This window comes from Lysinibacillus sp. FSL H8-0500 (assembly GCF_038051955.1).
In the GTDB taxonomy this organism is placed as follows: Bacteria; Bacillota; Bacilli; order Bacillales_A; family Planococcaceae; genus Lysinibacillus; species Lysinibacillus macroides.
The window spans coordinates 3512736-3538075 of sequence record NZ_CP150292.1 but is presented as its reverse complement, the minus strand read 5'-3'; the positions used below and the strand labels follow the sequence as shown (position 1 = coordinate 3538075).

Genomic DNA, 25340 nt, shown 5'->3' with positions numbered 1-25340 from the left:
CCATTCTACGGATCGTTATATGACTAATCCAATAGAAGTGGAGCTTTTTTTAATGGACAACCTTTTTTGCTCTATAAAATAAGCAACTGCACAGTACAAGGATAGCGATAATCGGAAACAGCGCATCCGTATAATGGGTTAATAGCCATCCACCAATAATAGGACCAAGAAAGCCTCCTAAATTTCTAAACTGTGCAGCTCCTAGATAAGTGGCTTTTTGTGTATCAGGTGCAATTTCATCAATCATCACATTCATTGTTGGAAAGGCGAAGATTTCGCCGATTGTAAAAATAATCATTGCTATAATATAGAGTACATAATTATTGGCAAATCCAAATAGTCACGCGTGTTGATTAACCAAAATTATAAAGCCTACCCATTGTTAGACTCTACAGCCATTCCACTAACTCCTTGATTTCTAAACCCCATTCAATCGGCACTTCATCATAAAGAAGTAGGCAGAGAAAGCCTGCGAATGACAAGGGTTTACAGTATGTTCCTTTGTGTCCTTGCGCATGAAGATATTTGAGTAGAAAGTATACGATCAATGCTGCGAACAGCAGATTGAACACCACGTTTTTGGTCGTGCTGAATAGAACTGGTACATTCAGATTCTGCTTTATCCAACGAAAGAAGGACTCGATTATTCAATGTGATTTGTGCATATCGGCAATTTCCTCTGCTGTCATGCCCATCAGGCTTATGATGACGCTAAATCTTCTACCTTCATAATCCAAGAACTGCACAACGCGATGCTATTTTCTGTCTTTTTTTGTGATGTTCCGAGCTTGCAAGTAAAATCAGCGGTCACATTGGTGCCTATCGGACGGCTTCATAAAGTGATTTCTTTCGGTTCAGTTGGATGTTATCCTGGAATATCCAAATCATTAAAAATCTATATGGAAATATTTTTATAACCTAAAATTTTAATGTTTCTACTCTGTGTGCTCATCTAAAACTAGATATTTTGAATCCGGAAGTTCTTTAACTAAGACTGGATTCAAAATATAGTTATCAGAAACTAATTTTGATTTAACTTTAAACAAGCGGCTTGCTGTATATTTCTCATGTATGTACAATTGGTGTATATTTTTAAATTTTACATAAAGTTGTTTTTAATTTTTTACACTTTACCTTTCCTATATATGAACAAAGATATATTCATTTTCAATTGTAACAGGATAAGTTTCAACTGGATCTTTCTCGATGGTAACCTTATAAGCTTTTGTTCGGCATTTTAATGGGTTAAAAATGGAGTTACCGTTTAATAAATCAAATTCCCAACCGTGCCATGGACATCTCAGAATTTCACCATCTCTTATATATTCGAGTTCTCTGTTTTTTTTAACCACTGTCATGCCCTCTACTCTGCCTTCGCATAAAGGGGCTCCTTGATGAGGACATGAATTTTTAATTGCTGTATATTTTCCTTTGGTACTCCTTATTTTATTGAAAGCGGACATATAGTTCCCGGAATAGTAACAAAGCAACAGGAACAAGAAATTATTAAAAATCAAGAAAAATTAATAAATATATTAGTTGCACAGACGGGGATACTCCATGCTGAATGGATTGTGACGAAAGAAGGACCTAAGCTAATTGAATGCGCTGGAAGAGTCCCCGGTGACGATATCTTAACATTAATAGAGCATGCCTATGACTTTAATGTATATGAAAACTACATTAAAATGCTATGCAATATGTCTACAGCGATAAAAACATACGCTATATGTGGAACTGCAATTAAATTTTTTATGCCTAATGCCGGAATTTTGGAGGATATTAGAAATCTTGATATATTAGACAAGTATAAAAATGAGATAATAGATTTCAACATTACTGTAAATAAGGGAGATACTATACCTCTTTTAACTTCTTCATGGTCAAGGACAGCAGGATATATCATTGTCAAAAATAAAACTAATTATCAAGTTAAAGAGTTTTCGGATTATCTTACTAATAATATAAAATTTTTAGTAAGGTAAAATCAGACGTTTCTAGTGAGCTTGTAGACAAACCAAACGTTGTTAGACGAGTCTACAAGCTTTTTTATAATGTTTATTTTTCAGCCCGAATTCTGTGTTTGCTGGAATATCCGCAGAAAATCACTAATTATAAGACATTGGAGTGAATCTATTTTTGTTCACTGCGCCTTTCTTTAAGAATTGTCCATTCCCTTTTCAAAATACTCATTTCGTATAGGTTCCAAAATTCATTTTCATATCTACATACTTCCCTTAATAACCCTTCTTTTACAAACCCTGCCTTTTCGTAACAACGAATAGCAGATTCATTAAAGTCAAAAACCCCTAGGCTTACTCGATTAAGATCATATTTTTTAAAAGCTAACTCTAGAACACGCTGGATCATCATTAATCCGTACCCTTTTCCTCTTTCGGTATTATTAAATACTAATACTTTACCAATCCGAGCAGTCCTGTTTTGGAAATCGATATCTTGCAGTGCAATGTGTCCAATAGAATAATTTAAATCATTTACTGCTTTAAATATAATTCTAGTATTGTTATTTAAGTAATTATCGAGCTGTTGGGTATTTAATGGATGTTCGAAGGCACGTCCTGCCCATTGAAGCAACATTTTTTTTGAGTCTATATTGGCGATTAATTCATTATAATCATTTCTAGTAAAAGGTTGTAGTTTTATCATACAAATCCTCTCCTCCTTTTTTCTCTTGTAAGGAATATTATAACAATTTTTAAGGATAAGTGATAAAAAATGTGAATTATTAAATGTATTTTTAAAGGTACAAATGTCAACCAATCTATATACAAAAACGCTCGCTTAATTGTGTATAAAATCACTCCCCTCCTGTAGAGATCAATAGTGCTATGCCAATGGTCAACCCTATTTGTAATGGAGAGGCTTGGATTTCATTATGTAAATAAATTGCCAAAAAGGGCATTGCCATAAAGCTTGCAATCCGTGTAAAAATCGTTCCACCTAAAATAATCCAGACTAATGGATGAAACAATTTTGATAATTTCATCGAAACTCCCCCTCTCAAGATGTAGAATGTTTCGAGTTTAACGGATTATAAAGTAGCTGTAAATAGTGAAAATTATCGTAAGAGGGTAAATAACGCAAAATAAGCCTGAGATTGAGCGATTTGCCAAAACGACAAAAAAGAATGACCCCGACGAAAGGTCATTCTTTTTCCCTACTCAATGTTTTACATACAAAACATAAAACTAAGACGTTAATTTTACTTTTTTCTTCGTCGTTGTCCATCTGCCTCGACTTGGACTCATCACCAAATCGTTAAAGGCTAACACGTTCAAATCTCTTTGAACGGTGCGAGGAGTGATACTAAACTCTTCGACTAAATCCTGTGTAGACACGGTTCCTTTGTCTAAAATAAACATGTACACGTCTTTAATACGATTAAGCATTCGATCAGTAGTTGGTTTCATAAATGAACCACTCCTTCATCTTAATTCTCTTGGCAAAGACTAGCGGACGACAATATGTGCGGAGTGCACTTAGGCTTTTTAAATAGCTGCCTTAGACATCCCCTTTTCTAATTTGATGATCAGAACAATTATTCTGATAACTTTATTATATAGAAAAACTACTTGATTTTCTAGTGAATGCAAGAGAAATTTACAATTGAAATATAAAATTTATACTGTATTTTGTGGAGGTATGGGTAAATCATGCTATATATGGTAGTGTTCATCTAAGCGATTGCAAATAGTTGTTAGCAAGATAGTTGTCATCTATGTTGTAAAGTGTAGAATAATGTTATGACATTGAAGGAGGTACATCATATGGATTGGTTACAAGCTGCAAAAGACAGACAAGATGAATTAATACAGGAGCTACAGGAGCTTGTGCAAATTGATAGTGTGCTCGATGAGGAAACGGCTACTGCTGAAGTACCTTTTGGTGATGGTCCACTGCAAGCGCTAGAATGGTTATTAGCAAAGGGTCACAAGGAAGGACTACCAACAAAAAATATCGATAACTACGCTGGGCATATTGAAATGGGTGCAGGTGAAGACTTGTTAGGAATTTTATGCCATGTTGATGTTGTGCCAATTGGTGATGAGGCAGATTGGACATATCCACCATTTAGCGGCACGGTTGCAGATGGTAAAGTATATGCGCGTGGTGCAATTGATGATAAAGGTCCTACTATGGCAGCATGGATGGCTATGAAGCTTGTAAAGGATGCAGGTATTCCATTAGAAAAAAGAGTACGTATGATTATTGGTACGGATGAAGAAACAGGATTCCGCTGTGTCGACCACTATTTTAAAAAAGAGGAAATGCCCACGATCGGCTTTGCACCAGATGCGGATTTCCCGCTCATTAATGCTGAAAAAGGCATTGCAGAGCTTGCATTCTCTCAACATCAAACTGGTGATGCAACGAAAGAACAGCTACTACTATTTAATGCAGGAAAGCGCCCAAATATGGTACCTGATTTTGCTAAAGCAGTGCTTCAACATGTTTCAGCATCAGTCGAACAGAATTTTCGATCATTTTTAAGCAAAAATCAGCTAGAAGGCTCTTTATTATTAGAGGGTTCTCGCTATATAATAACTATCAAAGGTAAAGCAGCGCATGCAATGGAGCCTGATAAGGGGATCAATGCCGCTGTTTATCTTGCGAAATTTTTACAGCAAATGTTAACGACAGAAGCAAGTAAGCAATTTGTTGATTTTATTGCAGATGTTTTTTATCAGGATCATTATGGACATCAGCTTGATTTACAATTTGAGGATGCAATGTCAGGCCCAACAACATTAAATCCAGGGGTTGTTAGCTATGATGTTCAGCGAGGTGGCAGCTTGATAATAAGTATGCGCTACGCTGTAACGTATCCATTTGATGAAAAAATAACAGCTGCCCAGCGATTAGCCGCTGAAAAGGGATTTTCATTAGATATACAAGATGACTCCAAACCACATTACGTCAGTGAGGATGATCCATTTATTCAAACATTGGCAGCCATCTACCGACGTCAAACAGGTGATAGCACAACACCTTTATTATCTACAGGTGGTGGAACGTATGCACGGGTAATGAAAAAAGGTGTGGCATTTGGCATGCTATTCCCAGGCGAGCCAGATGTTGCACATCGAGCCGATGAGTTTGTCGTGGTGGAAAATCTTGTGAAGGCAGCAGCTATTTATGCTGAAGCAATTGTTGAGCTTGCAGGAAGAAAATAACTCAAAGACGAAAAGGATGAACGAAATATGGCATATTCATTATGGAATGATCAAATTGTTGAAGAAGGATCGATTACAGTATCACCAGAAGACAGAGGCTATCAATTTGGTGATGGTATTTATGAAGTAGTTAAAGTATATAACGGACATATGTTTACAGCACAAGAGCATATTGATCGTTTCTATGCGAGCGCCGAAAAAATTCGTCTTGTTATTCCTTACACAAAAGACGTTCTGCATAAATTATTACATGACCTCATTGAGAAAAATAATTTGGACACAGGACATGTTTATTTCCAAATTACACGCGGTGCTAATTCCCGTAATCATGTTTTTCCAGATGCAAGTGTTCCAGCTGTATTAACGGGTAATGTAAAAGCTGGTGAACGTGCATATGAAAACTTTGAAAAAGGGGTGAAGGCTACGTTTGTAGAAGATATTCGTTGGTTACGCTGTGATATTAAATCCTTAAATTTACTTGGGGCTGTACTTGCTAAGCAAGAGGCTGCTGAAAAAGGTTGCTATGAAGCGATTTTACATCGTGGAGATATCGTAACAGAATGTTCATCCGCAAATGTATACGGTATTAAAGATGGTAAGCTTTATACACATCCAGCGAATAACTTCATCTTAAATGGTATTACACGTCAAGTTATTTTAAAATGTGCAGAAGAAATTCATTTACCTGTTATTGAAGAACCAATGACAAAAGCAGATGTTTTAACAATGGATGAAGTGATTGTGTCATCTGTATCTTCTGAAATAACACCTGTGATCGATATAGATGGTCATCAAATCGGTGCTGGCGCTCCAGGGGAATGGACACGTAAATTACAACAGGCTTTTGAGGCGAAATTACCACTTGCATCAAATACAAAATAAACACATCTTGGAAGAAGAACTATTCTATATGGATAGTTCTCTTTTTAATGGTAAAATAAAAAACAGAGTAATAGAACAATTTTACATATTGAACATTGCAGTACAAATGTCGATGTAATAACTACAACTGCCTCTTTTTCGAACACAATAATTGTCATAGAAAGAGAACAAAAGATATGGTAAGGAAGAATGGGGTGACCTTTATATGGCACAATTGGTGAAATTACAAGATTATATTTCACGCTATCAAATTGATTTAGCAAGATATCCAACACAATTTGTTCGCCTAAAGAAAAATCAATGGGAGCGCATTAAGCGTCAATGGGAATTGGGGGAGGATATTAGCGAATGGCAACATGTCGACAATGAGGCAGAAACGGATGTTTTTGAAGAAAAGGAAAGGTTTTCTTTCTTGAAAAAAATATTTGCTGGACGGCAAAAAGAAATAGTAGAGGATGTAGAACAATTAGAAATCTCAACTGAACTTGTGAGCGATGAGGACACCATTCCTGAAGAAGAAACAACCTTAACATTTGAGCCTAAAATTGTCTATGCACCACAATCCATTCATGAGCTAAAACGAATGTTTATTGATCAATTTTTCCATTTTCAAATAAAATGGGCGAGCTCAACATTACGAGAGAAATCTTATGTAGATCCTCGCTTTATGCGTGACTCTTTACTACGCATGTTATTGCAAACGTTACCAGATAACTACTTATTGTTTTATTACCCGATATTACAAATAAGAAAAGCACCGATTGAACTTGATGTAGTGCTAATGTCACCGACTGAATGCATTTGTATTACGGTTTTAGAGGCTGAAAATCAAGCTGTATATGTTGGTGGCAGTGATCGTTTTTGGCTAAAAAAAGTAGGCACAAAGGATGCAAAAGTGTTGAATCCAACCATTAATTTAGGACGTATGGAATCGGTGCTGACGCAATTATTTAAACAAGATCATATTAATATGCCTATCCGCAAGGTCATCCTAACGCGTAATGGCTATTTTGACTATCCTGGCTCACCGTTTGGAGTGCGTTTTGTCGATCGTCGTAATTATGGAGAATGGATTGAGCAGTTAAGAAAAGTGTCCTCCCCTATGAAACATATGCAGATTCGTGCTGCCCAAACCATTTTAAATAATGTGCAAACAACATCCTTTAATCGCGATATTTGGCAGCAAACGAACCATTCAGCAGAGGACTAAGCATGCAAATCTTATTTATTGTCAATGAAGCTGCTGGCAATGGTAGAGGGAAGAAGGTTTGGCAACAGCTCCAACAACAGCTAACAATTGCCTATGAAGTAGCTTTTACAGCCTATGAAGGACATGGGCAAGTAATAGTCAAACACTGGGCACAGCAACATCAGGGTAAAAAACTGCTTGTAATTGTTGGGGGTGATGGCACAATTCATGAGGCAGTAAGTGCTATCGTACATAATGAATACGTTTTAATCGGTGTTGTGTGTGCTGGTTCTGGTAATGATTTTGCACGTTATTTCCCTACCTTTCGCAATGCTAGGCAAATCGAAGATTATGTAAAAACAGCTATGGTCACTACAAAGATAGATGCTGGGTTCATTGAACTTGGCGATCATCACCATAAAATCTTTGTCAATAATACAGGTATAGGGTTTGATGCATATGTGACAAAAGCTATCAATACATCTCGCATTAAGCTGTATCTCAATAAATTAGGACTAGGCAAGCTGTCATATGCTGCTGCTGTGATAAGAGGGCTATTTCGTTTTAACGGCTTTCCGAAAGAAGTCTCCCATCCTGAAGGAATGTGAAGGTTCGAATAGCACCAATAGTAGGTGGGAGGTATATTTGGTCAAGAAGCTTCTGCCTACTTCCAACAGGCGGTGTCCCAATAGATACCATCAAAAAATAGATTGAAAATCAAGGTCAAAAGTGAGGTGAATTGATATGACCAAACAAAACAAAGCTTTCAAATTTCGTTTGTTGCCAAACAAAGAACAATCCGTCTTATTAGCTAAGACATTTGGTTGTGTTCGCTTTGTCTACAATAAGATGTTAGCTGAACGCAAAGAAACGTATGAAAAGTTTAAGAATGATAAAGAAGCACTTAAAAAGCAAAAGTTTCCGACTCCTGCAAAGTATAAAGGTGAATTTCCATTCCTAAAAGAAGTGGATTCACTCGCTTTAGCGAATGCACAAATGAACTTACAGACGGCTTATAAGAACTTTTTTGAAGGAAATGCTGAATTTCCAAAGTTCAAAAACCGTAAAACAAAACAATCCTATACAACTAACTTTGTCAATGGAAATATCGAATGGAAAGATGGTCATATCAAGTTACCAAAACTGAAACTTGTGAAAATCAAACAGCATAGAGAAATTCCTAAGGATTACAAACTAAAATCATGTACAATCTCAAGAACAAACTCAGGAAAATATTATGTTTCTGTCCTAACAGAATACAAAAAAGACATACAGCCTAAAAAAATAGAAAATGTCGTTGGGCTGGATTTTGCTATGGCTGAATTTTACGTGAGTAGTGAGAATGAGAAAGCCAATTATCCTCGCTATTATCGTGTCATGTCAGAAAAATTAGCTAAAGCACAACGTATTCTATCGAAACGCAAGAAAGGTTCTGCACGTTGGCACAAGCAACGGCTAGTCGTGGCTAAGTTACATGAAAAAGTAGCAAACCAACGCATGAATTTCCTTCACCATAAGTCAAAAGAGTTAGCTTCTAATTTTGATGCTGTTGTGATGGAGGACTTGAACATGAAAGGAATGTCTCAAGCCCTTCGCTTTGGAAAAAGCGTTCACGACAACGGTTGGGGGATGTTCACTACTTTCCTCGCGTATAAGCTAAAGGAACAAGGGAAACAACTTGTGAAAATTGATAAGTGGTTCCCTTCCACTAAAAAGTGTTCTTGTTGTGGTGCAGAAAAACCGATGAAACTATCTGAACGCACCTACCATTGTTCCTGCGGCTATGTGGCAGATCGAGACTATAATGCAGCAATCAATATCAAAAACGAAGGTATACGCCTATTAGCGTTATCGTAAGCACCAAAACTCTTGGAACAAGAGGGGTAGCTCGGTCAGTTTTCGTTGGCTAGTAAAAGCAACGATAAGTCGAGAAGCCCCCACTTCAAGCGACTCGCAAGGGTGGTAAGTGGTGGGAGTAGTTCACCTGTTTCGATGTAACAATACATTCAGATAAACAAGCATGGCATTTTCAACAGGTATGGTTTGTGGCAGTAAGTAATCAGCCTTACTTTGGGGGAGGGATGAAAATATCCCCTGCTGCTAGACCCGATGATGGGCTAGTCGATCTAACAATTGTGCATGGCATCTCTCCAATAAAATTATTATTTGCCTTTGTCACTGTATTTTTTGAAAAGCATACTAAATTTAAAGAGATTACCTTTTTACAAGGACCATATTTTGATATTGTTGTACAGGAACATCCGGTAGATTGCCATACAGATGGTAATTATATTGGGGTGGTTCAGCAGGATACAACTATTCATTGTACAGTGCAACAGCAAGCGTGGCAGGTTATAGCACAAAATGGAGATATCATTTCGCAATAATTTTATGCGAATTAAAGAGGAATACGTTATACTATAAAAAAATCAATAATTTTACAAGACAGAAATGAGGAAGAACAGTGAGATTAAGAAATAAGCCTTGGGCGGAGGAAATGATTGATAATCATCCAGAGGTGATTATTCCAAAGCCAGAGGACTTTAAAGGAAATTGGCAGGCTATTTTCGGCAATGACCAGCCTATCCATATTGAGGTGGGTACTGGAAAAGGGCAATTTGTATTAGGAATGGCATTGCAAAATCCGCATATTAACTATATCGGTATTGAGCTTTATGATAGTGTAATTGTTTGTGCATTAGAGAAAATTTTAGAGGCAAAGTCTCCAGCCAATTTACGTTTATTAAAAGTAAATGGCGCGGATTTAAATAAATTCTTCGATAAAAATGATGTATCACGTGTGTATCTGAATTTCTCAGATCCTTGGCCAAAAAAACGTCATGCCAAAAGACGTTTAACGCATGAGGATTTTTTGAAATTATATGAGTCGATTTTGGTGGATAATGGGGAAATCCATTTTAAAACGGATAACCGTAGTCTGTTCGAGTATTCATTAATCAGCATGTCTGAATATGGTATGTTGCTAAAATATGTTTCACTTGATTTACATGCTAACATGCCAGAGGATAATGTGATGACAGAATATGAGCAGAAATTTTCTGCAAAGGGACAGCCGATTTATCGACTAGAATCGCAATTTATCATTAAATAGTAGGGGGAGTATGGATGGATCAGTTACAGTTTCACAGTATGTCATTATCATGGCTAAACGGGGGTGTGACGTGCTTAGATGGTGGTGCAATGTTTGGTGTTGTCCCAAAGCCACTATGGTCACGCAAATATCCTGTCAATGAAAAAAATCAAATTGAGTTACCAACAGAACCAATTCTCATTCAATATGAGGGGAAAAACTATTTGATTGATACAGGTGTAGGCTTTAATAAATTAAATGAAAAACAACTACGAAACTTTGGTGTAACAGAAGAAGGTTCATTGGCAGCTAGTTTACAGGAGCTAGGTTTAACAGCAGCGGATATTGATGCGGTGTTAATGACGCATTTACATTTCGATCATGCTGGTGGTTTAACGCAATGGGAAGGAGATGTACTTGTACCTACTTTCCCGAATGCTAAAATTTTTGTCACAAAAATTGAATGGGATGAAATGCGTAACCCAAATATCCGCTCTAAAAATACGTATTGGAAAGAAAACTGGGAGCCTGTACAGCACTTAGTGGAAACCTATGAGGATACATTAGAGGTAGTGCCTGGTATCGAAATGATTCATACAGGTGGTCATAGTGAGGGACATGCTGTTATCAAGCTAACGCAAAATGGTGAAGTGTTATTGCATATGGCAGATATTATGCCAACGCATGCGCACCAAAATCCATTATGGGTATTAGCTTACGACGATTATCCAATGACAAGTGTATTTGCAAAAGAGCGACTGATGAAAGAAGCTTTGGCAAATAACTATAGCTTTATTTTCTATCATGATGCGTATTACCGTATGATTAAATGGGATGAAACGGGCAAAGAAATAGTGGACAAGCTGGAGCGCAGTAGACAGGCTGTTATTACTTTTTAATATAAGACGAGGTATTTGACAGATAAAATGTCAATACCTCGCTTTTTTGTTCGTGAACAGGATAAAAAATATGATACACTAAACACGATACTAAACTATAAAAGAGAGTTGAAATAAACATGGCAACTGAGCAACCATTTTTACCTGTTTTACTAGGATCAGATATGAATGCATACGGTATGGCACGTGCATTTTATGAGGCATACGGCATTAAACCACTTGTTTTAGGTCGTTCTCATTTAACAGCCACACAAGATAGCCATATTCTACAATTTCAAGAAATTGATCGTTTAAATGAACAAGATGTTTTTGCCCCTGCACTGGCACAGGTTGCAAAAAAATATACAGATAAAAAACTATTACTATTAGCTTGTGGTGACGATTATGCTAAGCTTATTATTAAAAATAAGCCTGCCCTACAGGAGCATTTTACTGTCCCGTATATTGATGAGTCATTAATGGATGAAATTTTACTGAAAGAAAATTTCTATAAAATGTGCGATCAGTATAATTTTAAATATCCAGGTACAGCAACGGTAACAGCCGATAACTATGAAAACTTTACACCACCATTTGATTATCCGATTATTTTAAAAGCATCCAATTCTGTAGAGTATTGGGCATGTAAATTCCCGGGTAAGAAAAAGGTGTTTGTGGCGCACGATGAGGCAGAAAAAACAGCTATTTTAAAAGCGATTTATAGCTCAACCTATCAGGATACAATGATTATTCAGGAATTTATCCCTGGGGATGATTCTTATATGCGTGTGTTAAATGCCTATGTTGGGAAAGACGGCAAAGTAAAATTAATGTGCTTAGGTAATCCAATACTTGAGGAGCATTCGCCTGAAGGCATTGGCAGTTATGCAGCTATCGTAACAACGTATGACAAGGAGTTAATGGACCAGGTACGCTTCTTTTTAGAGGATATCGGCTATACTGGCTTTGCAAATTTCGATATGAAATACGATATTCGAGATAAGCAGTATAAGCTATTTGAAATTAATTTGCGCAATGGTCGTTCCAGCTATTATGTCACAGCAAGCGGTCATAATTTAATGAAGTATGTAGCAGATGACCATATGCTAAATATTGAGCAGGATGTAACATATGTACAGGACAAGCACTTATGGATGATTATTCCAAAAGGTGTGCTGTTTAAATATGCATCGAATGAAAAGCTAAAATTAGAGGCGAAGAAATTAATTCGTGAAGGCAAGTATACAAATTCCCTATACTTTAATGAGGATATGAATGCCAAGCGCTGGACAAAGCTTACACTTAACAACTTAAATTATTATCGAAAGTATAAAAAATACTTTAATAATAAAGGTTTGTCTGAATAAATGAAGGGAGGGCTATGCAAAAAGATGTTCACTTTTTGCATAGCCCCTTCATTTGTTCTTTATACTTCTGTTAGTTCCACGACAACACCTGAACGTGCATCGGCAGCGAATTCGAAGGTTTGTAGTTCACCCTCATTCATACGAGAGATACCTCCACGATATACTGGGATAGTCATAATACCATTTGTATAATCCTCAGTTTTCATAAAAATCCAAGAGCCATCAATGGGTGCATCCCTTTTAAATTCTTTTTTTATGTTTTCAAGTACTTGTCCTGCGGGTACGAATGGAGAAACTTTTTCACTTGCTTCTTTAATAATGACTGCGGCAGCTAGGCCAGTTGCAACACCGATTAAAAAATCACGTAATTTCATGTTTCTTTCCTCCTTTTCTATATTCTTTATTTTAGCATAGCCTATAGAGTGAATGCACGTTCACGATTTTAAAGAAATAGTTCAATATTTCGAATTCAGAAATAAATATGTTACAATAAGTAAAGAAGAATATTCTACTTCGTGGGGAGCGATAGTCATCATGGATAAGGAAACATTACAATTATTTAAAACATTAACAGAATTACCAGGGGCGCCTGGGAATGAACATGCTGTACGCGCATTTATGCGTTCCGAGCTAGAGAAATATTCAAATGAAATGATTCAAGACAATTTAGGTGGTATTTTCGGTGTTAAATATAGTGAAGTTGCTGATGCACCAAAAGTGTTAGTGGCAGGGCATATGGATGAAGTTGCATTTATGGTGACATCCATTACAGACAATGGGATGTTGCGCTTTCAAACATTAGGTGGCTGGTGGAACCAAGTCATGCTGGCACAGCGTGTAGAAGTATTTACGAAAAATGGTGCAATTCCTGGTGTTGTATCATCTATTCCACCACATTTATTAACAGATGCTGAGCGTTCAAAGCCAATGGATATAAAAAATATGCTGATTGACATCGGCGCTGATAACAAGGAAGATGTGTTTGCTCTTGGTGTTCGACCAGGACAATCGGTGATTCCAATTTGTCCATTTACACCAATGGCAAATCGGAAAAAAATTATGGCAAAAGCTTGGGATAATCGATATGGCTGCGGATTAGCCATTGAATTAATGAAGGAAGTACAGCATGAACAACTTCGCTCTCATTTATATGTAGGTGCAAATGTAATGGAGGAGGTTGGCTTACGCGGTGCACAAGTATCAGCAAATATGATTAAGCCAGATTTATTCTTTGCCTTAGATGCTTCTCCTGCAAATGATATATCAGGAGACAAAAATCAATTCGGGCAGCTTGGCAAAGGAACATTGCTTCGAATTCATGACCGCACAATGATTACACATCGAGGGATGCGAGAGTTTATTTTAGATACAGCTGAATCAAATCATATTCCTTACCAATACTTTATTTCACCAGGTGGCACAGATGCAGGGAAAGTGCATATCGCCAACGATGGGATACCGAGTGCAGTAATTGGTATTTGCTCACGTTATATTCACACATCTGCCTCAATTATTCATATTGATGATTACGCAGCTGCGAAAGCATTAATTATTGAATTAGTGAAAAAAGCAGATCGTTCGACATTAGCATCGATTCACGCTAATGTATAGGAAGTTAGAAGGATGCCTTTAGCGGGCATCTTTTTCTATGGAAAGAAAGTGGGGATTAGATGAATATAGCAATTGGTACAACCAATAAAGCTAAAATAGAAGCAGTTGAAGCAATTGCTCGACACTATTTTAAGGATGCTACTTTTACTTATGTAAAAGCTGCCTCAGAAGTAGCAGATCAACCGCTCAGCCTTGAAGAAACTCGAAGAGGTGCTATTAATCGTGCCCAAAATGCTATGATACAAACGGCTGCACAATTATCATTTGGCTTAGAGGGTGGTATTATGGAAATAGAGAATGATATGTATGTTTGCAACTGGGGTGCACTTACTGTTGCAGATGGAGCGAGGTTTACAGCTGCTGGTGCTCAAATTATATTACCAAAAGAAATTGCCCAGGAAATAAGAGCTGGTGGAGAATTAGGGCCCATTATGGAGCAATATACAAAACGTCAGGATATTCGTCAAGGTATGGGAGCTGTAGGAATTTTTACGCAAGGTTTAGTCAGTAGACAAACAATGTTTGAGCATATTGTATCACTTTTAATTGGTCAATATTTGTTCGCATATTTACAAAAATAGTGGATGGTGGTAAGGTAGTGCGGTTGCAACTTATGAAAGATTTTTTTAAAATAGAAAAAACTTTGTAGTGAAAGGAAGAGAGACATGTCATATACATGGCTAAGAGCTGCTGGCCTAATGCTTTTACTGTTGGGGCTTTCTGGTTGTAGTCAATCTATTGAGGAACAAATTGCAAATGGACTGCAAATCACAGAAACCGTTTTTGCTGAAGAGCCAGAACAACATACAGAACAAATTGATGATATCCAACTATACTTACCTGCAAAATTTAAAGTTGAAGATAGTTCAGATGACTATAATATTGTTATTTCAAAAGGAAAAGAAAGCTATATTCTTTTTATTAATGATCGTGAAGCTAAAGATAGTAAGTTATACTATAATCTGTTAAAAGACAATGATGCTGACAAAATTATTGAAGAAACAACTTATGAGAAGGATGGTCATTTTGGCTTTACTGCAGTGCTAAAAACAGCTAATGAGGATGAAATGGAGCTAGTTGTGAGTAGCGGTGGTATAAAAATGACAACGATTTCACAAGCCAAATATATTGAGGACAACTTACGAGAAATGACGAAAATTGTTCATTCCGTTAAGATAAAGTAAGTGGATGAGATTGAATAGATCAAAGATAGAACTCCTTATCAATATAATAAAATCTGATTAAAAATATTTCAAGATAATATTATGCGTGAGATACGTCAATAAAAATCCATATAGATTTTATTGTTAGGAGCTATTTCAAAAATAGGATGTGAACAAAGTGAAGCCAATAAAATCAGAGCAACTTGTAGAGCTATTAAAAAAGCAACTAAATACGGAAAAATTCGAATTTCATGTTGATAAGAAGCACGATAAATTACGTTTAAATCACAAGAAGCTTGGAAAAGGAATGGAGCTTTCTTTACCAGGAATTGCGGCTAAATATAATGATAAACAACAAGCAGCTATTGCAGAAGTTATCTATACAATTGAGCAAACCTTCTATGCAATGGAGCAAGAGATGGATCAGGGTTTCCAGAAAACAACACAAATTTATCCTGTAATTCGTGCCACCTCGTATCCGCAAGCATCAAAAGAGGGACATGCCTTTATTACAACAGAGCATACAGCCGAAACCCGTATTTTTTATGCCCTTGATTTAGGAAAAACATATCGCTTTATTGATGAATCCATGCTTGAAGCATTACAATTAACCGTGGAGCAAATTCGAGAAATGGCTAGATTTTCCGTTAAGCAGCTACCAACTACGTATAAAAAAGATGAGGTAGCAGGCAATCTATTTTATTTTGTCAATGTCAATGATGGCTATGATGCAAGTCGTATCTTAAATGAAAACTTTCTAAAAGAAATGCGCTCGCAGGTGGAGGGTGATATGACATTATCTGTGCCTCATCAAGATGTGCTAATTATAGGTGATATTCGCAATGAAACAGGGTATGATGTATTAGCACAGATGACGATGCATTTCTTTGCAGTCGGTACAGTGCCGATTACGTCATTATCATTTATTTATGAAGACGGGGAATTAGAGCCCATCTTTATCCTAGCAAAAAACAGAGTGAAAAAGGAGCAAGAAAAACAATGAATGTATTTTACAACAAAGAGCATGTAGGCGACGTTTTATTAGTTCAACTAGCAACGGAGCCAATCGTCAAAACAATCGTAGAACGTGCTGGCGATTTTGCGATTTTAAAAGAGGCACAAACAGGAGAAATTAAGGCTTTTAATTTATTTCATGCAAGTAGCTATGTGCAAACAGATGCAAACGGTGTAGTGGATGTAACGCCAGAATTAGTAGCCCAGTTGGAAGCAGCGATTGAAAAAAATGATGCTGCTCTTCGTCTCAATGTTGACTTTTCTCCGAAATTTGTGGTCGGTCATGTAGAAACAAAGGACAAGCATCCAAATGCTGATAAATTAAGTATCTGTTCTGTAAATATTGGCGATGAAACGTTACAAATTGTTTGTGGTGCGCCAAATGTAGCAGCAGGTCAGAAGGTAGTTGTAGCGAAAATTGGTGCAGTGATGCCTTCAGGAATGTTGATTAAAGCGGGTAATTTACGTGGGGTGGATTCCTTTGGTATGCTGTGCTCCGCTCGTGAATTAGCTATTCCAAATGCCCCTTCTGAAAAAGGTATTTTAGTGTTGTCTGAAGACGCAGTAGTGGGCAGTGCCTTTGAAGTGCCAAGTAAATAAAATGGCTAAGCTATTAAATAGAAAATGGTTCAATTTTTAAGAGCATGAATTCACTAGTTGTTCTCCTATTAAGATAAGATATGCTAAATCGTTATGTTACGAATATGACAGTAACATAACGATTTTTTTTGTTTAGAATCATCTACTAAATGCAAGTTTCTCACACATTTTTATGGTATGCTTTTTGATGTAGACATTGTGCTATTGAAAGAAAGATACATAGACAATGCTATAAATGAAGTGTAAGAGAAATGAGTGAAATAAAGTGAATTGGTTTAAAAAACAAATTAATAAAATTTTAAATAAAGAAGATGATGAATACGACTATGAAGAATATTATGAGGACTACGAACAAGAACAACAGGTACAAAGTGAGCCACCTGTAGCGAAGCAAAAAACTTTCCGTTTCCCATTAATTGATGATGAGGAAGTAATGTCTCAGCAGCCATCACAAAAAGAAGCATTTGATTATATAGAAGATGATTATTATGGACAAATTGAGGACCTCTCTTTACCTAAACATTTAAACCATCATATTGTGGATTCTCGTGTTTATGATGTAGAGGTTTCAGGGATTCGGGAGTTATTGGCGAATCGATCAAAGCGTACAGGTCGAAAAACAACTATGCCAAGAAGTCAGGCTGTGGAGCAGGAAAAGAGCTCAAGGGCAAGCCTTGTTTTTCGAGATGCACAACAACAGCCTGTCCAACCTCAACCATCAACACCAAAAGAAACATTTCAGCAACCAGAGAAAATCGTTAAAAGTAGCCTGCCTGAAAACCGTAAACGATTTGTGCCAACAGATGTACCGTCACCTGTCTACGGCTTTGCAAAACCAAGTCCAATCAAGGAATTATTAGATAAACGAAAGGAAGAGTATGACAAGCAAGCGGTGAACGTTCAGAAATCTGATAGACAGGAAACTAATCCGTTATTAAAAGAAGCGACAACAAATAAGGTCAATGCAAATATACTAGAAGAAAAAGAGTCGGTTAGCATCAACCAGCAGGCTGTAGTGGAACAGCCTACACCACTTGAGAAGCAGGAGCCACCTATAAATGAACCGATTATTTTTGATGACGAAGTGTTGGAAGCAGTGAATGATCCGCAGGGGCATACTGAGCCAGACATAGCCGTGCCTCAAACAACCGCCTATGCAATGGACTTTGAAGAGCCTGTACAGGAGGACATTGTGCAAGAGCAAACTATTCAAAAGCTATCAGCAGATCAATCGGAAATTCATGTAAAAGAAATGGTTGTGGAGCAAGTTCAAATTGAAAATTCTACCATTCATATTGGCGAAGTTACTGTAGTGCAGCCAGCAACAAATGAAAAAAACGACCAACAGCTTTCAGCAGAACAATCTATAGCTATGACACAAAGAGACGAAAAAAGTCGAATTCCTTTTAATGTACTCATGTTAAAAACGGATAAAGAAAAGTGGAAAATCAAGCAGCAATCGAAAATGGCACAATCCTCTAATACCGTAGAAAATCAGCAATCATCTTCTAATAAGGTAGTGGATGTCAAACCAGTTGTAGACGAAAAAGATACAGAAGACAGCGTGAACATAGCAGCTAGTCAGCTAGATGTACCACAATATAAAGAACCAGACCATTCAATAACTGCTGTGCAATTGCATGAAGAAACGAATACCAATAAGCACCAGTCAGATAACCATCAAACGGTTATTACAATGGCTCCTGTCACAACGATGTCCAATGTCGCTACTTTAGAAAAAGCAGAAATGGAGCTAGCAAGTGCGGATGAAATTTCAGCAACGACTGAGTTAATGATAGAGCCTATTACTGAAGTTGTTTCCACTACTATTGAAGCGCCTGTGCAAGTGGAGGTGGTGGAACAGCAAGAACCACAAACTGTAGCAGTAGTCGAAAAAACGACAAAGCCTGTACATGTTTACCAAAAACCTGCTGATGAATATTTAGAGCCACCAGAAGAAAAAACACAGGATACAGAGTGGATGGAGCAACAGGGAGATACATTGGTTGAGGCACTTTCTTATTTCCAAGTGTCTGCACAAATTGAATCAATTATGCAGGGACCTGCTGTTACGCAATTTGAAATAACAGTGAGTCATGGTACAAAGGTTAGTAAAATTCGCAACCTAGCAGATGATTTAAAGCTTGCCCTAGCAGCAAAGGATATTCGTATTCAAGCACCGATTCCTGGGAAAAGTTCCATCGGTATTGAGATTCCAAACCGAGTATCACGAGCTGTTCGCTTATCAGAAGTGACAAATAGCGCAGCCTTCCTTGAATCAGATTCACCGTTAGAGGCAGCCTTAGGTCTTGATTTAACAGGAAAACCTGTTACGCTGGACTTGCGGAAAATGCCTCATGGTTTAATTGCTGGTGCGACAGGTTCTGGTAAATCTGTTTGTATCAATTCAATTTTGGTTAGTTTATTATATAAAGCTGCGCCACACGAGTTAAAGCTTATGCTAATTGATCCTAAAATGGTAGAGCTGGCACCATTTAATCATATTCCACATTTAGTGAGCCCAGTCATCACAGATGTGAAGGCTGCAACGGCTGCACTTAAGTGGGCAGTAGAGGAAATGGAGCGTCGTTATCAGTTATTTGCGCATGCAGGTGCACGTGATATTACCCGTTATAATGCAATCGCTGATAAAAATAATGAGCATAGCCTGAAATTACCATATATTTTAATTGTTATTGATGAGTTAGCTGATTTAATGATGATGTCTCCAGCAGATGTAGAGGAGGCCATTTGCCGTATTGCGCAAAAGGCTCGTGCTTGTGGTATTCATTTAATTGTGGCCACACAAAGACCATCTGTGGACGTTATTACAGGATTGATTAAATCCAATATCCCTACACGTATTGCTTTTGCTGTTTCCTCACAAATTGATTCCCGTACGATTTTAGATGGGCAGGGAGCAGAAAGGTTGCTTGGACGAGGCGATATGTTATATTTAGGCAATGGTATGTCAGCACCTGTCCGTTTACAGGGAACATTTGTAACCGATGATGAGATTGAGGCCATTATTGAGCATGTTCGTGAGCAGGGCGAGCCTGATTATATTTTCGATCAGGAGGAGCTTTTAAAGAAAACAGAGGTGTCTGCAGAGCAGGATGATCTATTTGAGGATGTCTGCCGATTTGTTTACGAGCAAGGTGGCGCCTCTACCTCATTAATTCAACGAAAATATCATATTGGGTATAATCGTGCTGCTCGTTTAATTGATATGTTAGAATCACACGGCTTTGTGTCAGAGGCGAGGGGCAGTAAACCACGTGAAAGTTATATTACAGAAGAAGATCTAATCACGATGTTTGAATAAGAATGGCGTCAATCACATCTGAATAATCTTATTGATAAGAAAATTATTTTTTTAGAAAACTTACACATTTATTCTTATGCATAAAAAGTGCTATAATAGACAAGATGTGTTGAATAGTACGTATTTTTTAACACTTGTAAAGGTACTAATACCTAAACAGTCTTGTAATAATACGATACACCTACTAGAGATGATAGATGGGATATTGAAATTCCCGGGGGGTTTAATTAATGACAGTTTTTCATTTCACAGGCATTAAAGGCTCTGGTATGAGCTCGCTTGCACAAATTTTATTTGATGCGGGGGAACAAGTACAAGGCTCAGATGTCGAAAAATATTTCTTCACGGAGCAGCCGTTACGTGAACGTAATATTCCAATTTACACATTTCATGCAGATAATATTCGAGAAGGGATGACGGTTATTGCAGGCAATGCTTTTCCTGATGATCATCCTGAATTAACGCGTGCTCGTGAAATCGGTGTAGAGATTATTCGCTACCATAAATTTTTAGGTGAATATATTGGCAACTACACGTCGATTGCTATCACAGGGGCACATGGTAAAACCTCTACAACGGGCTTAATGGCACATGTAGTAGGTGGTTATAAACCAACCTCTTATTTAATTGGTGATGGTACAGGAGCTGGTCATGAAAATGCTGACTTCTTTGTGATGGAAGCATGTGAATACCGTCGTCATTTCCTAGCATATAATCCTGACTATGTAGTTATGACAAATATTGATTTTGATCATCCGGATTATTTTGCCAATATAGATGATGTTTATTCAGCGTTTCAATCATTAGCGTTACAAGTGAAGAAAGCGATTATTGCATGTGGAGATGACGAGCAACTCCAGCGTATTCAAGCGAAAGTGCCTGTTGTTTATTACGGATTTGGTGCTGAAAATGATTTTGAGGCACGGAATGTTGAAAAAACAACTGAGGGTACAAAGTTTGATGTCTTTGTGCGTAATGAATTTTATAGCACTTTCTTTATCCCGTTATTTGGAGATCATGCAGTTTTAAATACGTTAGCAGTGATCACATTATGTGAATATGAAGGCATTTCACCTGAGCTTATTCAGGAGCGTCTACACACGTATAAGGGTGTAAAAAGACGTTTTACGGAAACAAGGATAGGGGATAATGTGTTAATAGATGATTATGCACACCATCCAACTGAAATTCGTGCAACGATTCAATCGGCACGACAAAAATTTCCTGAGCGTGAACTAGTCGCTATTTTCCAACCACATACATTTACACGTACACAAGCTTTTTTACAAGATTTTGCAGATAGTTTAAGCCTTGCAAATACAGCCTATTTATGTGATATTTTTGGCTCTGCAAGAGAAACACAGGGCGCTCTTTCGATTCAGGATTTAGCGTCACTTATTGAAGGCAGCGCAGTGATTAGCACTGAGGGAATTGAGATATTAACACAACATAGAGGTGCAGTATTTTTATTTATGGGTGCTGGTGATGTTCACAAATTCCAAGATGCTTTTGAAAATGTGTTAAAAAGCAATGAAACAGCTTAGTCCGTAGGGGTTAAGCTGTTTTTTTAAAACTTTAGCAGGAATTTTGTTTTTTTTGTCGAAGTTAGGGAAAGTAATAGTAAAGAGAATTTACTAGGAGGTCAACTTATGGAAGTGATTTTGTATATTGCAGCCATTATTGCTGCAATCGGATTTTTAATTTTATGTGTGAGCTTAGGTATGACATTATTTTCACTCAAATCTATTTTAAACAGCTTAGCTGGGACATTATCAGGTATTGAAGGACAGATGCAAGGCATTACCCGCGAAACAACGTCCTTATTAACAAAAACAAATAGCTTAGCAGAGGATATACAACATAAATCTGAACAATTAAATTCAGTTGTTCATGCTGTTAAAGGTATTGGTGACTCCGTTAATGGTTTAAATAATTCTGTCCAACAAATTACATCCTCTGTTTCTAAAAGTGTAGAGCAAAATGAAGAAAAAATTGCACAGGTTGTACAATGGAGTAATGTGGCAATGGGCATTGCTGATAAATGGAAAAAGCGTAAAATTATTGAACAAGCCCAGGAAGCTGTAGCTGAAAATGCATATGAATTTGAAGCCGAGCAAGCAGAAAAGCCGAAAAGAAAATGGGGTCGTAAAAAATAATAATTATTTGGTGAGTATACAATACTGACCGAATAAAAATAAAGTCTTAGACATAAGTTGAAGATGCATCTGTAAAAGTAGATGAACAACAAGTCTGGACAAAATTGATCATTAGATGGGGAGGAATTGTTTGCATGACAACTAACAAGCCAAATTTTAACGAAGTAAAGGAACAGCAACTTGAAAGTTCATTACCACAGCTTTATCATCCGCAGGAATCGATTTACGAAGAGGAGCGTGTAAATATGAAAGATTTTGTGATTGGCGCATTAGTTGGAGGAATCGTAGGGGCAGCGGCAGGTCTATTATTAGCACCTAAATCAGGAAAAGATTTACGTAGCGACGTAGCTGTACAAGCTGTTAGTTTAAAAGATAAGAGTGCAGATTTTTCAACAACGGCAAAAGATAAAACATTACAGCTTTCTAAACAACTTCAAGAGCAATCTTCACAATTAGTAGAAAAGGTAAAAACATTAAAAACAGCGAAAGCACCAACTGTTTTTGATGATGGGACAGTTTCATTTGAAGGTGAAGAACCACTAGAGGATTATACATCTAATGAGGAACCAGCAGCTGAAGAAACAACAGAGCAGGCTGCTGAAGAGACAACAGAAGAAGTGCGTGCATGATGTGATGCATTGTAAAAGGGCTACGTTACATATTTTCGTGTAACGTAGCCCCTTTTTACATAATTGGTGATTGCTCTAATAAAATTTCTAATTTATCTCCACCGAAAATTTCCATATCAAAGCTAGCAGGTTGTCCATTTCTTAAAATCGTGAAATTTCCTTTAAAGCTGGTAGGTAGTTGCCAATTAGAGAAGCGGAATACATCCTGATAAATCCAACGACTGCGATCCTTTTCTCTAAATACAACTGAAGATCGATTGGCCACCGTTGAAAGAGGCGAAACGACCACCTCATTAACAAGTGCTTCATTTGCTGTTTTTGACAGTTCCAACACTTCATTTTGGAAATGAACAGTTATTTTATCCTCTAGTAAAAGATTCATTTGTTCTGCAATTCGTTGTATAGTTGGGAGGGCTTGTTGCTGAAAGCTAATCACATCCCCATCCTGTACAGCATAGCTTAATTTAGCTGCTTTTCCATTAATCAGTAACTGTGAAGAAAATTCTGGTAAATATAATGGTTGTCCATTTACTTGAATCGTATAGGACTCAAATTGCTTGAGTAAATGCCAATTATTTGTAATCTTAAAGGCGGCTTCAATAGTTTCAGCAATATCAAATGTAATGATATCACGATCATTTAAAACAGTATCTAGTGATGCAGGGGTATGATTCACCGAAATTTTTGGTTCAATCACATACTTAGTATTTTGGATGGTAATGGTTTTAATGGCCGCAGGGTCAACAATGTCACGGACAGTAGCAGTTGCAGGCTGTCCATCTTGCCCTTCAATAAGCTGAATAGCATCTCCTGTTTTAATAAGTGTTTTGGTCGTTGCTTGTTGCCCATTTACTAATATTTCTGCAGGCTGTCCATGTCCACCTGGGATAAAAATATCCTGCCCATTGACATGAACGGATAAGCCATGACCAGGCTTTCCATATAATTGCTTTGCTCGAATATTTGCCGCTAGAAAAGCATCTGCCACGGTCATTTCTTTTAATTCAAAAAGACGCACAACTTGATTATTAACAGTAAGGCTCATATACTGAATCGGCATTTTTTTAGCAGCAATCGCAATTCCTATTGGCGTCACCAACTCTGGTGAGGTTTTAATATGCTCTTCTTTTGTAAGATTCTGAATAGCATCAATGCCACGAACAGCTATGCGATTTGCTGGTAAATCAAGAATATATCCAAGCTCTGCTGGCAGGTGTGGCGTTAAACTACCACCGCCAACAAGCATCACTGCTTTAGGTGCTGTTTGATTATTTAAACGTAAAATTTCCTCGCCAATGGATTTTGCGAGCTGTTTAACGGCTGGTGCAATGGCTAATAAAACCTCATCCCTTGGGAAATACTGATCAAAGCCCAAAATATCTTGAATCAATATATCTTCCTCTGTTTGGAGCTGTCGCTTGGCATTTTCTGCGACAGGAAAGTCTAGTAAATAATGGTCACTTAATGCTTCTGTAATTTCATCACCAGCTGTTGGCACCATTCCATAGGCAACAACGGTGCTTTTATCGGTAATGGCAATATCGGATGTACCAGCGCCTATATCGACCAATGCTACATTTAAGCGACGCATCGTTGGCGGAATTAGCACATTAATCGCTGCAATAGGCTCTAATGTTAATGCCTCCATTTCTAAATCAGCGCGCTTTAAAGCAGCAATCAACGATTCCACAACAACACGTGGCAGGAAGGTAGCAATCACTTCAATTTGTGCCTCATCACCTTGCTGATCAAGCAAGCTACCAATTTCCTCTCCATCCAAGCGATAATAGAGAACGGAGTAGCCAACACAATAATAATGACTAATTTTTGCATCCTCTTTTTGCTGTAATAGTTGCTGCTGAGCTTGCTGGACAGCCTGAAGCTCCAAGCGACTAATATCCTCCTCTGTAAAAATTGGTCGATTTCGTATATTAATGGTCACGCTTGCTTGTTCTGTTTTTAAAGATCGTCCAGCTGCAGCTACACTTACCTTTGTTAAAGGACCGTGTTTTTCTTCAAGCTCATGTTTAATTCCATTAATTAATTCTGCTACATACATGACATTATGTATTTGCCCATCTACCATGGCACGTTCTTTATGCTCTTTCACTAAAATATCTTCCACATGGAAATGGTCGTTTTCCTCTTGGAGGATAATACCAACCACTGAGCGTGTACCAATATCCAGTGCAAATAATTTAGAACTCAATGTAATCGCTTCCTTTCTTATTATAGCTGAA

General features: G+C 37.4%; 24 protein-coding genes and 3 pseudogenes. 20 read left to right on the top strand and 7 right to left on the bottom strand.

The window, feature by feature from the left end:
* Positions 1-49 precede the first annotated feature (49 nt).
* A pseudogene (locus MHB44_RS16775) lies at positions 50-325 on the bottom strand (MFS transporter); the annotation flags it as partial.
* Positions 326-1139: 814 nt separating this feature from the next.
* Complete coding sequence (locus tag MHB44_RS16770) at positions 1140-1463, bottom strand: Rieske (2Fe-2S) protein (RefSeq protein ID WP_341300111.1); 324 nt, start codon at positions 1461-1463, stop codon at positions 1140-1142.
* A 111-nt stretch (positions 1464-1574) separates the two neighbouring features.
* On the opposite strand from MHB44_RS16770, the gene MHB44_RS16765 reads away from it, so the two are divergent.
* Positions 1575-1985, top strand: coding sequence for a hypothetical protein (locus tag MHB44_RS16765; protein ID WP_341300110.1), 411 nt, complete (start codon positions 1575-1577; stop codon positions 1983-1985).
* A 148-nt stretch (positions 1986-2133) separates the two neighbouring features.
* Here MHB44_RS16765 and MHB44_RS16760 read toward each other — a convergent pair whose 3' ends face one another.
* The 3 genes and pseudogenes from MHB44_RS16760 to MHB44_RS16750 form a co-directional block, all read right to left on the bottom strand.
* Positions 2134-2667, bottom strand: coding sequence for a GNAT family protein (locus tag MHB44_RS16760; RefSeq protein ID WP_053996612.1), 534 nt, complete (start codon positions 2665-2667; stop codon positions 2134-2136).
* 163 nt (positions 2668-2830) lie between these two features.
* Positions 2831-3007 (bottom strand): annotated as a pseudogene (locus MHB44_RS16755) (MFS transporter); the annotation flags it as partial.
* 202 nt (positions 3008-3209) lie between these two features.
* On the bottom strand, positions 3210-3431 hold the full coding sequence (locus MHB44_RS16750) for a DeoR family transcriptional regulator (RefSeq protein WP_053996610.1): 222 nt from the start codon (positions 3429-3431) through the stop codon (positions 3210-3212).
* Between the two features lie 357 nt (positions 3432-3788).
* On the opposite strand from MHB44_RS16750, the gene pepV reads away from it, so the two are divergent.
* From pepV to MHB44_RS16700, 10 genes and pseudogenes are all read left to right on the top strand, one after another.
* Entirely contained in the window at positions 3789-5195 is a 1407-nt protein-coding gene (gene pepV / locus MHB44_RS16745; RefSeq protein ID WP_341300109.1) for a dipeptidase PepV, read from the top strand.
* Positions 5196-5222: 27 nt separating this feature from the next.
* Positions 5223-6077 (top strand): D-amino-acid transaminase, encoded by an 855-nt coding sequence (gene dat, locus MHB44_RS16740; RefSeq protein ID WP_053996608.1) that lies wholly within the window; start codon positions 5223-5225, stop codon positions 6075-6077.
* A gap of 205 nt (positions 6078-6282) precedes the next feature.
* The gene (locus MHB44_RS16735) at positions 6283-7287 is read left to right on the top strand and encodes an NERD domain-containing protein (RefSeq protein WP_053996607.1); all 1005 of its coding nucleotides are present in this window, start codon (positions 6283-6285) and stop codon (positions 7285-7287) included.
* A 2-nt stretch (positions 7288-7289) separates the two neighbouring features.
* Positions 7290-7874 (top strand): diacylglycerol kinase family protein, encoded by a 585-nt coding sequence (locus MHB44_RS16730; RefSeq protein ID WP_083448625.1) that lies wholly within the window; start codon positions 7290-7292, stop codon positions 7872-7874.
* Positions 7875-7912: 38 nt separating this feature from the next.
* Positions 7913-7975: pseudogene (locus MHB44_RS16725) on the top strand (IS200/IS605 family transposase); the annotation flags it as partial.
* Between the two features lie 35 nt (positions 7976-8010).
* On the top strand, positions 8011-9123 hold the full coding sequence (locus MHB44_RS16720; protein ID WP_341300108.1) for an RNA-guided endonuclease TnpB family protein: 1113 nt from the start codon (positions 8011-8013) through the stop codon (positions 9121-9123).
* A gap of 143 nt (positions 9124-9266) precedes the next feature.
* Positions 9267-9653: a hypothetical protein gene (locus tag MHB44_RS16715; RefSeq protein ID WP_341302992.1), complete on the top strand. Its 387-nt coding sequence runs from the start codon at positions 9267-9269 to the stop codon at positions 9651-9653.
* A 77-nt stretch (positions 9654-9730) separates the two neighbouring features.
* Entirely contained in the window at positions 9731-10378 is a 648-nt protein-coding gene (gene trmB / locus MHB44_RS16710) for a tRNA (guanosine(46)-N7)-methyltransferase TrmB (RefSeq protein ID WP_341300107.1), read from the top strand.
* A 14-nt stretch (positions 10379-10392) separates the two neighbouring features.
* Entirely contained in the window at positions 10393-11256 is an 864-nt protein-coding gene (locus tag MHB44_RS16705) for an MBL fold metallo-hydrolase (RefSeq protein ID WP_341300106.1), read from the top strand.
* Between the two features lie 119 nt (positions 11257-11375).
* On the top strand, positions 11376-12602 hold the full coding sequence (locus MHB44_RS16700; RefSeq protein WP_053996604.1) for a hypothetical protein: 1227 nt from the start codon (positions 11376-11378) through the stop codon (positions 12600-12602).
* A 59-nt stretch (positions 12603-12661) separates the two neighbouring features.
* On the opposite strand, the gene MHB44_RS16695 is transcribed toward MHB44_RS16700, so the two are convergent.
* Positions 12662-12976 carry a peptidase M4 gene (locus MHB44_RS16695; RefSeq protein ID WP_053996603.1) on the bottom strand — a complete coding sequence of 105 codons (315 nt, stop codon included), beginning with the start codon at positions 12974-12976 and terminating at the stop codon, positions 12662-12664.
* A gap of 160 nt (positions 12977-13136) precedes the next feature.
* Between MHB44_RS16695 and MHB44_RS16690 the strand changes: the two genes are divergently transcribed.
* From MHB44_RS16690 to MHB44_RS16650, 9 genes are all read left to right on the top strand, one after another.
* Complete coding sequence (locus MHB44_RS16690; protein ID WP_341300105.1) at positions 13137-14213, top strand: M42 family metallopeptidase; 1077 nt, start codon at positions 13137-13139, stop codon at positions 14211-14213.
* A gap of 59 nt (positions 14214-14272) precedes the next feature.
* Entirely contained in the window at positions 14273-14794 is a 522-nt protein-coding gene (locus MHB44_RS16685) for a DUF84 family protein (RefSeq protein WP_341300104.1), read from the top strand.
* Positions 14795-14878: 84 nt separating this feature from the next.
* Entirely contained in the window at positions 14879-15397 is a 519-nt protein-coding gene (locus MHB44_RS16680) for a hypothetical protein (RefSeq protein WP_341300103.1), read from the top strand.
* Positions 15398-15554: 157 nt separating this feature from the next.
* Positions 15555-16379, top strand: a complete 825-nt coding sequence (locus MHB44_RS16675) for a DUF1444 domain-containing protein (RefSeq protein ID WP_341300102.1) — start codon at positions 15555-15557, stop codon at positions 16377-16379.
* Positions 16376-16990, top strand: a complete 615-nt coding sequence (gene ytpR / locus MHB44_RS16670) for a YtpR family tRNA-binding protein (RefSeq protein ID WP_341300101.1) — start codon at positions 16376-16378, stop codon at positions 16988-16990. Before MHB44_RS16675 ends, ytpR begins: the two co-directional genes overlap by 4 nt.
* Positions 16991-17255: 265 nt before the next feature.
* Entirely contained in the window at positions 17256-20315 is a 3060-nt protein-coding gene (locus MHB44_RS16665; RefSeq protein ID WP_341300100.1) for a DNA translocase FtsK, read from the top strand.
* Positions 20316-20545: 230 nt separating this feature from the next.
* Positions 20546-21859 carry a UDP-N-acetylmuramate--L-alanine ligase gene (murC, locus tag MHB44_RS16660; protein ID WP_341300099.1) on the top strand — a complete coding sequence of 438 codons (1314 nt, stop codon included), beginning with the start codon at positions 20546-20548 and terminating at the stop codon, positions 21857-21859.
* 105 nt (positions 21860-21964) lie between these two features.
* Positions 21965-22471: a DUF948 domain-containing protein gene (locus MHB44_RS16655; RefSeq protein ID WP_341300098.1), complete on the top strand. Its 507-nt coding sequence runs from the start codon at positions 21965-21967 to the stop codon at positions 22469-22471.
* Between the two features lie 134 nt (positions 22472-22605).
* Positions 22606-23100, top strand: a complete 495-nt coding sequence (locus MHB44_RS16650; protein WP_341300097.1) for a YtxH domain-containing protein — start codon at positions 22606-22608, stop codon at positions 23098-23100.
* Between the two features lie 55 nt (positions 23101-23155).
* Here MHB44_RS16650 and MHB44_RS16645 read toward each other — a convergent pair whose 3' ends face one another.
* Positions 23156-25309: a cell division FtsA domain-containing protein gene (locus MHB44_RS16645; RefSeq protein ID WP_341300096.1), complete on the bottom strand. Its 2154-nt coding sequence runs from the start codon at positions 25307-25309 to the stop codon at positions 23156-23158.
* Positions 25310-25340: the final 31 nt, after the last annotated feature.

Bases quoted from the DNA above. Each gene is read 5' to 3' on its own strand.
- MHB44_RS16770 (WP_341300111.1), bottom strand. From the start codon at position 1,463: ATGTCCGCTTTCAATAAAATAAGGAGTACCAAAGGAAAATATACAGCA.
- MHB44_RS16760 (WP_053996612.1), bottom strand. From the start codon at position 2,667: ATGATAAAACTACAACCTTTTACTAGAAATGATTATAATGAATTAATC.
- MHB44_RS16750 (WP_053996610.1), bottom strand. From the start codon at position 3,431: ATGAAACCAACTACTGATCGAATGCTTAATCGTATTAAAGACGTGTAC.
- pepV (WP_341300109.1), top strand. From the start codon at position 3,789: ATGGATTGGTTACAAGCTGCAAAAGACAGACAAGATGAATTAATACAG.
- dat (WP_053996608.1), top strand. From the start codon at position 5,223: ATGGCATATTCATTATGGAATGATCAAATTGTTGAAGAAGGATCGATT.
- MHB44_RS16735 (WP_053996607.1), top strand. From the start codon at position 6,283: ATGGCACAATTGGTGAAATTACAAGATTATATTTCACGCTATCAAATT.
- MHB44_RS16730 (WP_083448625.1), top strand. From the start codon at position 7,290: ATGCAAATCTTATTTATTGTCAATGAAGCTGCTGGCAATGGTAGAGGG.
- MHB44_RS16720 (WP_341300108.1), top strand. From the start codon at position 8,011: ATGACCAAACAAAACAAAGCTTTCAAATTTCGTTTGTTGCCAAACAAA.
- MHB44_RS16705 (WP_341300106.1), top strand. From the start codon at position 10,393: ATGGATCAGTTACAGTTTCACAGTATGTCATTATCATGGCTAAACGGG.
- MHB44_RS16700 (WP_053996604.1), top strand. From the start codon at position 11,376: ATGGCAACTGAGCAACCATTTTTACCTGTTTTACTAGGATCAGATATG.
- MHB44_RS16695 (WP_053996603.1), bottom strand. From the start codon at position 12,976: ATGAAATTACGTGATTTTTTAATCGGTGTTGCAACTGGCCTAGCTGCC.
- MHB44_RS16690 (WP_341300105.1), top strand. From the start codon at position 13,137: ATGGATAAGGAAACATTACAATTATTTAAAACATTAACAGAATTACCA.
- MHB44_RS16685 (WP_341300104.1), top strand. From the start codon at position 14,273: ATGAATATAGCAATTGGTACAACCAATAAAGCTAAAATAGAAGCAGTT.
- MHB44_RS16680 (WP_341300103.1), top strand. From the start codon at position 14,879: ATGTCATATACATGGCTAAGAGCTGCTGGCCTAATGCTTTTACTGTTG.
- ytpR (WP_341300101.1), top strand. From the start codon at position 16,376: ATGAATGTATTTTACAACAAAGAGCATGTAGGCGACGTTTTATTAGTT.
- murC (WP_341300099.1), top strand. From the start codon at position 20,546: ATGACAGTTTTTCATTTCACAGGCATTAAAGGCTCTGGTATGAGCTCG.
- MHB44_RS16655 (WP_341300098.1), top strand. From the start codon at position 21,965: ATGGAAGTGATTTTGTATATTGCAGCCATTATTGCTGCAATCGGATTT.
- MHB44_RS16650 (WP_341300097.1), top strand. From the start codon at position 22,606: ATGACAACTAACAAGCCAAATTTTAACGAAGTAAAGGAACAGCAACTT.